Below are 13,919 nucleotides of genomic sequence, written 5' to 3'. Positions count from 1 at the left end.
ATTCAGAGGTGCGCATCAGTATGGGAAAACGGTTCAGGGTCCATTCGGTCAGCAGTGCCATTGGTCGCGCCATGGTGTTGATCCTCTTCATGGCCAGCCTGATCGCGCTGGTCGCCATGGTCACCCTCTTCTACTCGGTACCCGATGCCAAGGCGATCAACCTCTCCGGTTCGCTGCGGATGCAGGCCTACCGGATGGCCTACGAAATCGAGCGGGGCGACAGCGTGCTGGGGCGCCTCTCCCAGTTTGAAGAGACCCTGCACGCCGAAGAACTGCAGGAGACCCAGCGCTGGATCACTCCTGCCTCTCTGCGTCGCACCTATGGCGAGGTGCTCGGCCAGTGGCAGGTAATGCGCCAGCACATCGAGGATCGCACCCCCAGACGCTACACCGATAACACCGAGCAGTTTGTGGCGGCCATCGACAATTTCGTCAATCAGATGCAGTACCACGTGGAATTCAAGGTGCGGATGCTGGCACTGGCGGAGGGGCTCGGCCTGCTGGCCATCATCACCATCGCCTGGTTCACGGTGCGCTTCACCCGCCAGCAGGTGGTCGCCCCCCTCAACCAGCTGGTCTACTGTGCCCGCCAGATCCAGCGGCAGGATTTCGATCTTCAGCTGCCCGCCCACGGCGAAAACGAGCTGGGGGAACTGTCTCGCGCCTTCGTCACCATGGCCGACGAGCTGGGCAAGCTCTATCGGGAGCTGGAAAACAAGGTGGAAGAGAAAACCGCCAAGCTGCAACAGGCCAACGACACCCTCTCGTTTCTCTACTCGACCGCCCAGAAGCTGCACGCTGCCCCGCTCAGCACCCGTACCCTTATCAAACTGCTGGACCGCGCCGCCGCCCACCAGCATATCGACCACATCCGGCTGACCCGCTTCGAGCACAACGCCATGCCGGTCTACATCTCGGGGCGCACCGGCTGGCCCGGCGATCTCGATGCGGTCGCCAGCTTCTATCTGCAGATGGATGAGCAGGAGTTCGGCCGCCTCGACATCATCAGCCAGCACCCCATCGATGAGCGGTTGATCAAGAACTTCACCATGCTGCTGGCTCAGGTGCTGCACAAAGACCAGACCCTGCTGCAACAGCAGCGACTGCTGCTGATGGAGGAGCGGGCGGTGATCGCCCGGGAGCTGCACGACTCGCTGGCGCAGGCGCTCTCCTATCTCAAGATCCAGTCTACCCTGCTCAAACGCTCTTACGCCAAGGGGCAGCATGACAAGGCGCGGGAGGCGATGCAGCAGATCGACGAGGGGCTTAGCAATGCCTATACCCAGTTGCGCGAACTGCTCGGTACCTTCCGTCTCACCATTGGCGATGCCAATCTGGGGGAAGCGATCCGCGTCATGCTCGATCAACTGCAGCCTCAGACCCAGGCCGAAATCCGGTTCCATTACGGACTGGCCGACAACGACCTGGAGGCGGGCCAGCATATCCACATTTTGCAGCTGATCCGTGAGGCAGTGCTCAATGCCATCAAACATGCCAACGCGCAAGTGATTGATGTTAGCTGTGAGACCCTCGCCAGTGGTAACATTGAGGTTCAGATTTCAGATGACGGTGTCGGGATCGGACTCGCCAGCTCGGCAATCAACCATTACGGGTTGAGCATCATGAACGAGCGCGCCAGCAAACTGCACGGTCTGCTGACCATCAACGAGCAGCAACCACAAGGCACCTGCGTGCATCTGACCTTTCCCACCAGTCTAGCGAGAGACGCCTGATGGACGAGATGAAATACACAGTTCTGGTCGTAGATGACCATCCCCTCATGCGCAAAGGGATTGTGCAGTTGCTGGCTCTGGAAGAGAACATGGAGGTGACCGGTGAAGCCTCCAACGGCACAGATGCCGTGGCATTGGCCAAAGAGTCCGAGCCGGATCTGATCCTGCTCGACCTCAATATGAAGGGGCTCTCCGGCCTCGATACCCTCAAGGCGCTGCGGGCCGAAGAGATCACCTCCCGGGTGGTGATCCTCACCGTCTCCGATGCCCGTCAGGATGTGGTTGCTTTGCTCAAGGCCGGTGCCGACGGCTACCTGCTCAAGGATACCGAGCCTGATCTGCTGCTGACCCAGCTGGCCGACGTGATGACCGGCAAGCAGATCCTGAGCGAGCCGCTGCGCCCCTATCTCGAAAACATCTACGAGCTGGATCACCTGCAGCAGAAGCTGGAAAGCTTAACGCGTCGCGAAATGCAAATCCTGCGCGAAATTGCAAAAGGCCTCTCCAACAAACAGGTCGCCTCGGTACTCCATATCTCCGAGGGAACGGTCAAGGTTCACGTGAAGAGCCTGCTGAAGAAACTCGAGGCGCAAAGCCGCGTGGAAGCGGCAGTCATGTATCTGGAGCAGCGCAACTAAGCGCCCTCAACCGCCCGAAAAGCCACCCTCCGGTGGCTTTTTTCATTCTCTGGCACAGTCGCTGCATTGTCATATTCAGCAACTACTCAATGGAGGATGGAACATGAAACTACAACCTTTGGCACTGTTCCCCTTGCCTTCCCACATACTGCCGGGCGGCAAGCTTCCTCTGCGTCTGTTCGAGCCACGCCACCTGCAGATGCTCAAGGAGTCATTCATCAACGATCAGGGCTTTGGCATCGTGATGGAAGAGTCGACCACCTCGGGACAATCCGGCCGCATTCTGCCGGTGGGCACCCGGGTCAAGGTGACTGACTTCTACACCCTTAATGATGGCCTGCTGGGGGTGACGGTGCTGGGACTGGAGCGCTTCTGTATCCACGAGATGGAAACAGACGAGATGGGCCTGCGCCGGGCCAAGGTGGAGATGCTGCCCAACTGGCCGAGCACCCACTCAGATTTCAACGACAAGCTGCTGGTCAATCGCCTGCGGGAAGTGTTCGAGCAGTATCCGGAGCTTGATGAGCTCTATCCGGACAAGCGCTTTGAAGATGCCGCCTGGCTCTGCCAGCGCTGGCTCGAGATATTGCCGATGCCAATTTATGAAAAGCAGATGCTGATTGCCAAACAAAACAGCGAAGCAGCCCGTAAATTCCTGCATCGCCTGATTTCACAATGACAAAAACAGCGTTGCAAAATGCAATTATTCCAACAATGAAAATGTGAAATTCGCATTTTGCGAGTGAGTAGGAACGCAGAACGCCATAACAAGAGAGAGCCGCTGCGCTAAACGGCCAAAATTGAACACAAAAGAGTCCCAAAAAAGTTGGCACAGATTTTTCATATAGATTGATACAACCCGATTTATCCCGTGCTCTCTTCAGTATTTGCTGAAGAACTGGTCAACCCACAAAGTTGACCATTTTTTTTATCCGCGCGTCGGCAACCGCTGACCAAAGTGACGCTGCAAACACTCTCTCAACCGTGACAAGGTGATAGGCTTGGCGAGAAAATCATCCATCCCCTGCGCCAGACAGCACGCTTTGTCCTCCGCCATCGCATTGGCCGTCAGGGCAACGATTGGCATAGTGCATCCCAACTCCCGCAAGCGCCGGGTGGCTTCCAGTCCATCCATCAGGGGCATCCGCATATCCATCAGGATCAGATCCGGGAGCTGCTCATCCACCTGCGCCAGCGCTTCCAGACCATTGGCAGCCAACCGAACCTTGCCCACCAGTTTTTGCAGCATCAGCGACACCACCAACTGGTTCACCGGGCTGTCCTCCACCACCAGCACATCCAGTGGCAGCAGTGCCGAAGCCCCCTCCTCCCGCTGCGGCTGGCTATGGCAGGGTAGCGCCATGCCGGGCAGTTCGAACCAGAAACAGCTTCCCTTGCCCGGCTCGCTCTTCAGGTGGATCTCTCCCCCCATAAGCGTCACCAGACGCTTGCTGATGGCAAGACCGAGGCCGGTACCGGAAAAACGCCGGGTGGCCGAGTTGTCGACCTGGGAGAAGGGTTCAAACAGCAGCGCCTGATCCGCATCGGCGATCCCGATCCCGGTGTCGAAGACCGAGATCAGCAGCTTCTCATCCTGCCAACCCAGGTGCAGTGTCACCTGCCCCTGTTCGGTAAATTTGAGGGCGTTGTCCAGCAGATTGCCCATCACCTGTGACAAACGCATCGGATCCCCCTGCAACTCCCGGGGGACCGACTCATCGACCCGATAAACCAGCGCGATCCCCTTGGCGGTCGCGCGAGCTTGCAGCGGCTCGACCAGAGATTGGCAAAGCTGGACGGGTTGCAGGGTCTCGCAGTGAAACACCAGGGTTTGCGACTCGATTTTCGAAAAATCGAGCACGTCGTCGATGATGGTTTGCAGCAATCTGGCCGAGTGGGTGGCATGGCGCAGCAGGCTCTGTTGCTCCGGCGCCAGCTCGGCATGCTGCACCAGATCGAGCATCCCCAACACCGCATTCATGGGCGAACGGATCTCGTGGGTCATCATGGCCAAAAACTGGGACTTGGCACGGTTGGCCGCTTCGGCCTCATCCCGTGCCCGCGCCAGCTCCTCTTCACGGCGGATCTGGTTGCTGATATCCCGGGCAGTGCCGCGATAACCGATAAACAGGCCATCATGGTCAAAACAGGGCTCGGCGCTCACCTCCATCCAACAGGGGCCGTGTTGCAGCGCAACCTGCATCCGCACCCCTCGCACCGGCTGGCGCAGCTCCAAAAGCTGCAGATATTTCTGGGCATCGCAGCTCTGCTTGTTGCAGACGTAGTCATAGAGGGTTGGCCGGGTCGCCTGCGGGGTCATCTCATCCAGATAACCCGGCTCTGAGGCATAACTGAGGCGATGCTCGGCATCTGTCTCCCAAAACCAGTCTGAAGCCATGGCGGCGAAGCTGCGAAAACGACGTTCGCTGGCCTGTAGCGCCTCGGTTTTTACCGCGACCTGTTCCTGCAAGCGGGCCCGATAGGTGATGTTGACCAGCGCCTGGGCGATAAGCGGACGGCAACGCTCCATGGCGGCCTTGCTGGTGAGATCGAAGGTGCCCGCCCGGGCGTGGCGGCAGATGAGGGTAGCGGTAAAACCGGGGGCCTGTAGCCCAGTCAGCATCACGCTGGCCCAGCCCGGCTCGCTTGCCAGCGGCGCCAGCTCAGGGAGCTGGGCGGGATCGTAAATCACCAGGGTTTCACCCGAGATGGCGCGGGCAAATGCCGGGGTCATACGCCAGCTGCGGGCTGATAGCATCGGCTCGGTACTGAGGTGGGTACTCCCCTGCTCCCCTTCCCAGGCCACTACATCCGCGTGTTCAAAGCCGATAAAGGGTTTGAGCACCTGGATAAGGCTCTCCAGCACCTGCTCCAGCGTCTTGGCATCGGCGAGGGTGGCAACCCCGCCCAGCAGGGTCTGGGACTCGTGACGATACTTGGCCTCGCGCTCGCGGCAACGCATAAGGTCGACCAGCGTGGTCTGCAATTTGTCGCCGAGGGCTTCCAGTTCACTGTTGCCAATCATCTTGTTGCCTGCTCTGTTATGTTCTGCCGACTCAACGGGTCAGGAAAATCACGCTCGATACCATCAGGTTGCCGTGGGCCAGCTCGCCATTGGGCAGCCGCCCCTGCTCGCCGAAGGTAAAGGGGGTGATAAAGGGGATCTTGCCGAGGCGAGCCTGGCTCTGCTCGACAAATTGGCACAACATATCACCTAGCGCCAAACGGCAACCAGCACAAAAGATGATGAGAGCGCCGATAGGCTGCAATTCCACATCGACCCCATACCCTGGCTCGACGCGCATGGCATTGAGGCTGCGCTGCAGCAACCCCTCCTGACTGCTGTACATCAACAGCAGACGCTCCCCTTGCACCACATCGGTAAAGAGCCGCAGCCCGCCCTGTTCGGTCACAGCTTCAGGATGGGAGAGTTTGTAGTAAGGAATGCCATCCAGCGCTCCCACCTGACGAGCCAGCGGGGTGAGCGTGGTCTCCCGCAAAATCGCCCCCACCGGCCAGGGCTGCTCGCGACCGCACCAGCGGGCATAGACCTCGGCAGCAGGCTGGTGATCGATGGTGAGTACCTCCCGCCCGTTGCAGGCGGTGATCTCGCCACTGAATTCGGCAGGCACATAACCGGAGTGAAACTGAAAAGCGAGCTGGCAATCGGGATAGAGCACCGCCAGACCGATGCCATCCTGACTCACCGACTCATCCCAGCAGAGCTGCCAGTCACCGCTGACGCTGCTATCAGCCGCGGATCCACCGACCACCGGCACCGAGGCACCGAGTTCGGCCTCGATACCGGCCAGCAGCCCCTCTTCCTTACCGGGACTGGCATGAAACAGGATCAACTGGGGCAGCTCGCCCGGCCGACCACAGTCGCTCATGGCTCGGCGCAGCAACTGCCGCACATCCACCCCGTCACCGCTGGCACCGGCTACCCCGAATGCCCCTTTCTCATCGTACAGAGCAGCAACGGCCAGCCCATATCCGTCTCGGGCGTGGTGTCCCATCTCTGTCATGACACCACCGCAAGAGCTGCACCCAAGCAGGCGGGTCGTCGGGAACTGGCGTTTGAGCACGTCGCGCAGTATCGCCCCCTCATGGGCTTGGGTAAAATAGAGTAACAGCAGGGAGGGGGCCTGATCGGCATGGTGGCACAGCTGCGCGCAGATATCTTGGGCCGCCAGCGATGAATTCTGGGCGAGGGAGTGAACGGTCAGAAATTTCAACACCATCTCCTTGTTTTATCGAATGGCAGCCTCAAGCAAAAATCATACCTTTATCAAACAATTATCTCGCTTCGCTTGCTAACATAGCGGTCAACTGAGACCAGTAACAGGACGCCCATATGTGGCAAAAAAACATCAATGACTTCGATCGGGTCGTTGCCATCGGTGGTGGCCATGGCATGGGACGAGTGCTTTCGTCCCTCTCGTTTCTCGGTCAACGGCTCACCGGCATCGTCGCCACCACAGATGATGGTGGCTCGACCGGACGCCTGCGCAAGAGTCAGGAGTGCATCGCCTGGGGCGATCTGCGCAACTGCCTGAACCAGCTGGTGACCGATCCCAGCATCGGCAGCCTGTTGTTCGAGTACCGCTTTGCCGGCAAAGGCGAGCTGGCGGGCCACAACCTTGGCAACCTGATGCTGCTGGCGCTCGATAATCTCTGTGTCCGTCCTCTTGATGCTATCAAGCTGATCAGTGACATGCTCAAAATCGAGTCACAATTGCTACCCATGTCTGAATTTCCCACCGATCTCTGCGCCCATATGGAGTGTGGCACCCAGATCCTGGGAGAGGTATCCATCGATCAACTGGCAACCCCTCCCCTCTCCCTCGGCCTGATGCCGGAAGTGCAAGCGACCCGGGAAGCGGTGCTGGCATTGCAGCAGGCGGACATGATCATTCTGGGGCCGGGCAGTTTCCTCACCTCCATCATGCCGCCATTGCTGCTGGCTGAGATCGCCCAGGCCATCAACGAGAGCAGCGCCATGCTGGTTTTCGTCTGCAATCTGGTGGCGGAAAACGGCCCTGCCAGTCAGCTGGATCTGATGAGTCAATGTCGCTGGCTGGAATCCCGGGTCGGTCAGGGTCGGCTGGATGCCATCCTGGCCCCACAAGGCGCGGGTGATGCGGGGGACTGGCAAGGGCGTGTGATCGAAGCCGAGCTGGGCGAGCTTGAGCTGCCCCATCGGCACGATCGGTTGAAGCTGAAACTGGCGCTGGACCGAATCATCCAGCAGCTGCTCAACCAGCGTTAGGCAACGGTCACGGCGCCCCGGCATCCCTGCATGGCGCCGTTACTGATAATCGGCAAGAAACGCGAGCACCTGGGGCAAGGAGGCCTCCAGCAGTTGCAATTGGCGCTCTGCCTCGGCCACATCGGCCTGCTTGCTGGCCATCTCCAGCGCCATCACCTGCTGATAGCTCGGCATGGCGCCGTAGCTGCCACAGGATGATTTCATGCTGTGCGCCACCCGAGCCAGCGCCTCCCACTCTCCCTGTTCATAGAGGGGTCTGAGCTGACTCAGCTGCTCGCCCACCTCTTCAATAAAGACTGCGATGACCACGGGCAGCATATCCGGACCGATATCCTCTGCCAGCTGCTGCAACACCTTGCGATCCACCCACTCCATGCGAGGCTCCTCCAGAACGGTATTCAAACAGACCATACTATAGATAGTTTTCGATGTCGTGGCTCATGACCAGGCAGTGATGAAGCACCCGATTGGATGACTCAGGGAATAAAGTGGCAAAAAATGTGATCAGTATCGAAATAGCGATGCTGAAACGCCCCTCAACACAACAACTTGATTGCCACAAATTAACAATTGATCAACACTCAATGCCGTCAGAGTGATGATGCTCAGCAACACCTCTCATCCCTTTTGCCTTTTATGGCTGCTGCGAAGAACCAGGGTAGGTATCTACCCTGGTATTTTTTTATCTTGCTCAAGCGCGACCTGGTTGGTCGCCACCCGCTCCCCCATGCGAAACAGATTGAATTCGCCGGGCGCCATTTTGACCCAATTCTCATTGCCGGTCAGCGGACGGGTGGTGATCAGGGTCACCACATCGTTGGGGGTGGTCTCCCTTTGAAAGTCGATCACCACCTCCTCATCCAGCAGGCTCGCCTCGCCAAACGGCGCACAGCGAGTCAGCCAGTGCAGGTTGTTGCTGCAGTAGCTCATCACATACTCCCCGTCCGAGAGCAGCATGTTGAACACCCCGAATGCTCTGAGCTCGTCACACAGGGTGGCGAGATAGCGAAACATGGCGGGAAAGTTGGCAGGACGCTTGGGATATTTTTGCTCCAGCCGATCGAGCAGCCAGCAGAAGGCGTGCTCGCTGTCGGTATCCCCCACCGGCCGGTGGCGACCGGTTGGCAGCTTCTTGTAACCGGTCAGCTGACCGTTGTGGGCAAAAGTCCAGTAACGGCCCCACAGCTCACGGGTAAAGGGGTGGGTATTTTCCAGTGACACACAGCCACGGTTGGCCTGCCGAATGTGGCTGACCACGGCGCAGCTTTTGATGGGCAGCGCCTGTACCAGTCTGGCGATGGGAGATTGGGCGCTGGGCTCGGGATCCTTGAAGGTGCGAAAGCCCTTCCCCTCGTAGAAGGTGATCCCCCAGCCATCCTTGTGGGGCCCGGTCTTGCCGCCGCGCAGCATCAACCCGGTAAAGCTGAAGCAGATATCGGTCGGCACATTGGCACTCATGCCGAGCAGTTCGCACATATCCGGCAGACTCCTTTCATGATTTGGCTTGTGTCATGTTCGACCAGCACGCTGGTTCGACAGACAGCAGGGGAAGGCGCAATACCTTCCCCTGTGACTGGCAACAACCGGCAGATGGCAAACCATGCAACCGGTGATGCCCTAGTCTGGTGACGATGGCCTGATTACTTGGCCATCTCTTTTTCGACCAGCTGGATCAGGATGTGGATCACCTTGATGTGCACTTCCTGAATACGGTCGGCATAGCCAAAGTGCGGCACGCGGATCTCGACATCCGCCAGACCCGCCATCTTGCCGCCATCCTTGCCGGTCAGGGCGATCACTTTCATGCCTTTGGCGCGGGCAGCCTCGATGGCTTTCAGGATATTGCCGGAGTTGCCGCTAGTGGAGATGCCAAGCAGCACGTCGCCACGGCGGCCGACCGCTTCTACGTAGCGGGAGAAGACATAGTCATAGCCAAAGTCGTTGGAGACGCAGGAGAGGTGGCTCGGATCGGAGATGGCGATACCGGCATAACCCGGGCGGTTCTCGCGGTAACGACCGGTCAGCTCTTCGGCGAAGTGCATGGCGTCACAGTGGGAGCCACCGTTGCCACAAGAGAGCACCTTGCCCTCTTCCTTGAAAGAGTCGGCCAGCAGTTTGGCGGCCGCTTCGATGTTTTTCAGGTTCTGCTCATCAGCCAGGAAGGCCTGCAGCACGCTGGCAGCTTCGGTCAGTTCATTGCGGATCAATTCTTGGTACATGATGTCTCTTCCACTGTTTTTAGTGTGCGTGTAGATCGCGGCTATTCTCGCACAAGCGAATCGCACAGTCGCCCCCCTGCGAGCCACAGCGCTGGCGGCGCGTGAGCGTTATGGGGATCACAGAGAGAAGGTAATGAAGATGTAAACAGCTTGATAACTTTGTGCGTATGAATTACAACAGGGGCCATATCCAACAGGTCAGACCTCTGGATCAGTTACGCCACGTTGGCAACCTAACCACGCAAGGAGCAAGCAATGACGACGACCCTCACTCTGCTCGGGGTGATCCTGGTTATCGGAGCCCTGGCCTATCGCCGGGCATCCCTGTTCATCTCCACCCTGGTCACCGGCGCCGCCCTGGTGCTTGGCGCCATCTATGGTCATGTGCCCTTGCTGGGATGGGCGCTGTTCGCGGTGATCGCCATCCCGCTCAATCTGGTGGAATTTCGCCGCAATCAAATAACCAAGCCGTTGTTCAAGATCTACAAATCGATCATGCCGGAGATGTCCCGCACCGAGAAAGAGGCGATTGAAGCGGGCACCACCTGGTGGGAAGCCGATCTGTTCGCGGGCAACCCGGACTGGAAAAAGCTGCACGCCATCCCGGTCAGCGCCCTCTCTGCCGAAGAGCAGGCCTTTATGGATGGTCCGGTCGAGGAAGTGTGCCGCATGGTGAGCGACTGGGAAGTGACCCACGAGCGCGCGGATCTCTCCCCCGAGGTGTGGCAATACCTGAAGGACAACAAGTTCTTCGCCATGATCATCAAGAAGAAATATGGCGGTCTGGAGTTCTCAGCCTACGCCCAGTCCTGCGTCCTGCAAAAACTGTGCGGCGCCAGCGCCGTGCTCGCCTCCACCGTTGGCGTACCCAACTCGCTGGGCCCGGGCGAACTGCTGCAACACTATGGCACTGACGAGCAGAAGGATTACTACCTGCCCCGCCTGGCAGTGGGTAAAGAGATCCCCTGCTTCGCCCTGACCAGCCCGGAAGCGGGTTCTGACGCCGGCTCCATCCCCGACTTCGGTATCGTCTGCAAAGGCGAGTGGGAAGGCAAAGAGGTGCTCGGTATGCGCCTCACCTGGAACAAGCGCTATATTACGCTCGCCCCCATTGCTACCGTGCTGGGTCTCGCCTTCAAACTGCGTGACCCCGAGCACCTGCTGGGTGAAGAGGAAGAGCTCGGCATCACCTGCGCCCTGATCCCCACCCACATCAAGGGGGTCGGCATTGGCCGTCGCCACTTCCCGCTCAACGTGCCGTTCCAGAACGGCCCGACCCAGGGCAAGGATGTGTTCGTCCCGCTCGATTTCATCATCGGTGGCCCGGCCATGGCTGGTCAGGGCTGGCGCATGCTGGTCGAGTGTCTGTCGGTCGGTCGCGGCATCACCTTGCCCTCCAACAGCACAGGTGGCGTCAAGATGCTGGCCCTGGCGAGCGGTGCCTACAGCCGCATCCGTCGCCAGTTCAAGCTGCCCATCGGCAAGATGGAAGGGATTGAAGAGCCGCTGGCCCGCATCGGTGGCAACGCCTACATCATGGGCGCCGCAGCCAACCTGACCGTGACCGGTATCGACCTTGGCGAGAAGCCCTCGGTCATCTCCGCCATCGTCAAATACCACCTCACCGACCGTGCCCAGAAGTGCATCATCGATGCCATGGACATCCACGGCGGCAAAGCCATCTGCATGGGCCCCAACAACTATCTGGCCCGTGGCTATCAGGGTGCCCCCATCGCCGTTACGGTGGAAGGGGCCAACATCCTGACCCGCAGCATGATCATCTATGGTCAGGGCGCTATCCGCTGCCACCCGTATGTACTGCCGGAGATGCTGGCTGCCAGCCATCCCGACAAGGAGCAGGCGCTGAAAGATTTCGACAAGGCAGTATTCAGCCACGTCGGCTTTGCCATCAGCAACCTGGTACGAAGCTTCTGGCTCGGTATCACCGGCGCCCGCTTTGCCGCGGCCCCTTACAAGGATCAGACCAAGGGCTACTACCAGCAGCTCTCCCGCCTCTCGGCCAACCTGGCGTTCCTGTCAGACATGGCGATGGGCACCCTGGGGGGCGAGCTCAAGCGCAAGGAGCGGGTCTCCGCCCGTCTTGGCGACGTGCTGAGCCAGCTCTATCTCGCCTCCAGCGCCCTCAAGCGCTATCAGGACGAGGGACGCCAGCAGGCCGACCTGCCCCTGCTGCACTGGGCACTGCAAGATGCCATGTTCAAGGCACAAGAGGCGATCGACGAGCTGCTGCGCAACTTCCCGAACCGCTGGATTGGTCTTGCCCTGCGCGCCGTGGTGCTGCCGCTGGGTCGTGACCTGAACCGTCCGTGCGACAAGCTGGACCAGCAAGTGGCCCGTCTGCTGCAAACCCCGAGCGAGACCCGCAGCCGCCTGGCCAAGGGGCAATACCTGACTCGCGAAGAGGGCAACCCCTTCGGTCTGCTGGAGCAGGCGCTCGATGACGTGCTGGCCGCCGAGCCGCTGTTCGAGAAAGTCTGCAAGAGCGATGGTATCAAGCGTCCCTTCATGGCGCTGGACAAGGTGGCCGACATCGGCCTGGCCGCTGGCGTACTGACCCAGAGCGAAGCGGAGCTGCTGCGCCGCGCCGAGGTAAGTCGCCTGCGCACCATCAACGTCGATGATTTTGACCCCATCGATCTGGTGGCCAACAAGAAGCTGTTTGAAGCCTCCGCTTACCATCACGCGGCCTGATAACCAGCTATCGACAACGCCTCCCTTGTGGAGGCGTTTTTTTAGGTTCATCGCGGCTTTCCGGGGAAGGCCGCCTTGATTTTCAGAAAAAAGTATTCTGAGTCCCTAAATCCATATGCCATGCGCTTTATCACTTTGATCTTGTTGTTCACCCCTTCCAGCACACTCGTGTGCATCGGGTAGTTTGCACTCGCCAGGATCCCCCGCATATATTTCGATAAATTTCGACCAAATCGTTGCAGCGGCGCTAGCCCGCTTTCCTTCACCTGCCGCATCCAGCTCCGCCATCGTCGCCATCCTTCCCACACGCTCGGCGCATACCAGATGCCCTTCAACCCCTCTTTCAGCACGTACACCATCGCCAGCGGTTGATTCGCCGCCAACAGCTCCTGCAACTTCACATCCTGTTTTTCACTCAACTTCGCCCGATTACGTAGCAGCAACCAACGCGCACTTTTGACCACTTTTCGCGCCGGTTTATCGCTTTTCAGTGCATTCGCCTGCTCCACTCGCACCCGGTCCACCACCTCTCGGCCATAGCGAGCCACCACGTGGAACAGGTCGTAGACCACCTCCGCCTGCGGGCAGTGTTGCTTCACCTCCAGGTCGAACGCCGTGTTCATGTCCATCGCCACCGCTTCAATCTGCTGGCATCGCTCGCCGAGCTGCTCGAAGAAGGGACGGATAGCGGCCCGGCTGTTGCCGTGCCCCACCCACAGGACGCGGATTCGCTCGGCATCCATGATCACGGTGGCATAGCGGTGTCCCTTGTGCAGGGCAAACTCATCCATCACCAGCCGCCGCACCTCCCCAAGTTCGATGGTGCCCACACTGGTCTGCAAACGGCGCTTGTCGATCTCCTTGATGGTGTGCCAACCGACCCCGGTGAGCTGGCTGACATGGCGGATGGGGAGGTACTGAACGAGCGCTTCAATCCAGCACTGCATGCGCCGGGTGAGGCGGGAGCCAGAGGGGAGCCAGTCGATATGTTCACTGACGCGACCACAGCGCAGACAGTCGACGCGGCGAACAGGCAGTTGTAACCAGACTTGTCGGTCAAATAGGTCTCGCTCACGCACCCGGCGGATACGTTGGTCGTGGATCAATGGCGTGGGTTGCAGGCATCGGCGACAACGGGGCAACAGGTCGGCGCGAGGCTCAAGGGTAAACAGGGTGTGATGGTTGGCAGAAAGCGCTTGGGCGATGACGGTATAACCTGGCCAGAAGGAGGCAATATCAATATGATGCACGGCGACAGCAGGGTGATGGTGGTGGTGTGTTTGGAGACAGCCAGTTTACCAGCACCCTGTCTGTCAACTTCCACTTCCCCAAGATCCCGCGAAGAACC

11 protein-coding genes are annotated in these 13,919 nt (G+C 59.3%); 5 read left to right on the top strand and 6 right to left on the bottom strand.

The annotated features are described in order from the left end of the window. Positions 1-20: 20 nt before the first annotated feature. The 3 genes from narQ (at position 21) to AB5Y97_RS03345 (ending at position 3,050) form a co-directional block, all read left to right on the top strand. A complete protein-coding gene (gene narQ, locus AB5Y97_RS03355) occupies positions 21-1,733 on the top strand; it encodes a nitrate/nitrite two-component system sensor histidine kinase NarQ (RefSeq protein WP_108541440.1) in 1,713 nt (570 codons plus the stop codon). Further along, a complete protein-coding gene (narL, locus tag AB5Y97_RS03350) occupies positions 1,733-2,371 on the top strand; it encodes a two-component system response regulator NarL (RefSeq protein ID WP_204420481.1) in 639 nt (212 codons plus the stop codon). The genes narQ and narL overlap by 1 nt, the downstream gene beginning before the upstream one ends. A gap of 103 nt (positions 2,372-2,474) precedes the next feature. Then, positions 2,475-3,050 carry an LON peptidase substrate-binding domain-containing protein gene (locus AB5Y97_RS03345; RefSeq protein ID WP_005334473.1) on the top strand — a complete coding sequence of 192 codons (576 nt, stop codon included), beginning with the start codon at positions 2,475-2,477 and terminating at the stop codon, positions 3,048-3,050. 249 nt (positions 3,051-3,299) lie between these two features. Here the strand turns inward: AB5Y97_RS03345 and AB5Y97_RS03340 are convergent, their stop codons facing one another. Together AB5Y97_RS03340 and AB5Y97_RS03335 are read right to left on the bottom strand one after the other, a co-directional pair. Continuing rightward, the gene (locus tag AB5Y97_RS03340) at positions 3,300-5,396 is read right to left on the bottom strand and encodes an ATP-binding protein (protein WP_201947823.1); all 2,097 of its coding nucleotides are present in this window, start codon (positions 5,394-5,396) and stop codon (positions 3,300-3,302) included. 31 nt (positions 5,397-5,427) lie between these two features. Further along, on the bottom strand, positions 5,428-6,612 hold the full coding sequence (locus AB5Y97_RS03335) for an FIST signal transduction protein (RefSeq protein WP_201947822.1): 1,185 nt from the start codon (positions 6,610-6,612) through the stop codon (positions 5,428-5,430). 113 nt (positions 6,613-6,725) lie between these two features. On the opposite strand from AB5Y97_RS03335, the gene yvcK reads away from it, so the two are divergent. After that, positions 6,726-7,640, top strand: coding sequence for a uridine diphosphate-N-acetylglucosamine-binding protein YvcK (gene yvcK / locus AB5Y97_RS03330; RefSeq protein WP_047438497.1), 915 nt, complete (start codon positions 6,726-6,728; stop codon positions 7,638-7,640). A gap of 39 nt (positions 7,641-7,679) precedes the next feature. On the opposite strand, the gene AB5Y97_RS03325 is transcribed toward yvcK, so the two are convergent. From AB5Y97_RS03325 to lpcA, 3 genes are all read right to left on the bottom strand, one after another. Continuing rightward, the gene (locus AB5Y97_RS03325) at positions 7,680-8,015 is read right to left on the bottom strand and encodes an Hpt domain-containing protein (protein ID WP_005353511.1); all 336 of its coding nucleotides are present in this window, start codon (positions 8,013-8,015) and stop codon (positions 7,680-7,682) included. A gap of 291 nt (positions 8,016-8,306) precedes the next feature. Beyond that, on the bottom strand, positions 8,307-9,116 hold the full coding sequence (locus AB5Y97_RS03320; RefSeq protein WP_005353514.1) for a class II glutamine amidotransferase: 810 nt from the start codon (positions 9,114-9,116) through the stop codon (positions 8,307-8,309). Between the two features lie 164 nt (positions 9,117-9,280). After that, positions 9,281-9,859: a D-sedoheptulose 7-phosphate isomerase gene (gene lpcA / locus AB5Y97_RS03315; RefSeq protein ID WP_005334485.1), complete on the bottom strand. Its 579-nt coding sequence runs from the start codon at positions 9,857-9,859 to the stop codon at positions 9,281-9,283. Positions 9,860-10,114: 255 nt separating this feature from the next. On the opposite strand from lpcA, the gene fadE reads away from it, so the two are divergent. Continuing rightward, positions 10,115-12,571: an acyl-CoA dehydrogenase FadE gene (gene fadE / locus AB5Y97_RS03310; protein WP_201947820.1), complete on the top strand. Its 2,457-nt coding sequence runs from the start codon at positions 10,115-10,117 to the stop codon at positions 12,569-12,571. Between the two features lie 47 nt (positions 12,572-12,618). Here the strand turns inward: fadE and AB5Y97_RS03305 are convergent, their stop codons facing one another. After that, positions 12,619-13,821 carry an ISL3-like element ISAeme19 family transposase gene (locus AB5Y97_RS03305; RefSeq protein WP_368157222.1) on the bottom strand — a complete coding sequence of 401 codons (1,203 nt, stop codon included), beginning with the start codon at positions 13,819-13,821 and terminating at the stop codon, positions 12,619-12,621. Positions 13,822-13,919 lie beyond the last annotated feature (98 nt).

The organism is Aeromonas sp. R10-2, assembly GCF_040908445.1.
In the GTDB taxonomy this organism is placed as follows: domain Bacteria; phylum Pseudomonadota; class Gammaproteobacteria; order Enterobacterales; family Aeromonadaceae; genus Aeromonas; species Aeromonas veronii.
The sequence above is the reverse complement of the archived record's forward strand: the minus strand, read 5'-3'. Positions and strand labels throughout refer to the sequence as shown.

Coding starts and splice junctions, on each gene's coding strand:
- AB5Y97_RS03335 (WP_201947822.1), bottom strand. CDS start 6,612: ATGGTGTTGAAATTTCTGACCGTTCACTCCCTCGCCCAGAATTCATCG.
- AB5Y97_RS03345 (WP_005334473.1), top strand. CDS start 2,475: ATGAAACTACAACCTTTGGCACTGTTCCCCTTGCCTTCCCACATACTG.
- narQ (WP_108541440.1), top strand. CDS start 21: ATGGGAAAACGGTTCAGGGTCCATTCGGTCAGCAGTGCCATTGGTCGC.
- fadE (WP_201947820.1), top strand. CDS start 10,115: ATGACGACGACCCTCACTCTGCTCGGGGTGATCCTGGTTATCGGAGCC.
- lpcA (WP_005334485.1), bottom strand. CDS start 9,859: ATGTACCAAGAATTGATCCGCAATGAACTGACCGAAGCTGCCAGCGTG.
- AB5Y97_RS03320 (WP_005353514.1), bottom strand. CDS start 9,116: ATGTGCGAACTGCTCGGCATGAGTGCCAATGTGCCGACCGATATCTGC.
- AB5Y97_RS03340 (WP_201947823.1), bottom strand. CDS start 5,396: ATGATTGGCAACAGTGAACTGGAAGCCCTCGGCGACAAATTGCAGACC.
- AB5Y97_RS03325 (WP_005353511.1), bottom strand. CDS start 8,015: ATGGAGTGGGTGGATCGCAAGGTGTTGCAGCAGCTGGCAGAGGATATC.
- yvcK (WP_047438497.1), top strand. CDS start 6,726: ATGTGGCAAAAAAACATCAATGACTTCGATCGGGTCGTTGCCATCGGT.
- narL (WP_204420481.1), top strand. CDS start 1,733: ATGGACGAGATGAAATACACAGTTCTGGTCGTAGATGACCATCCCCTC.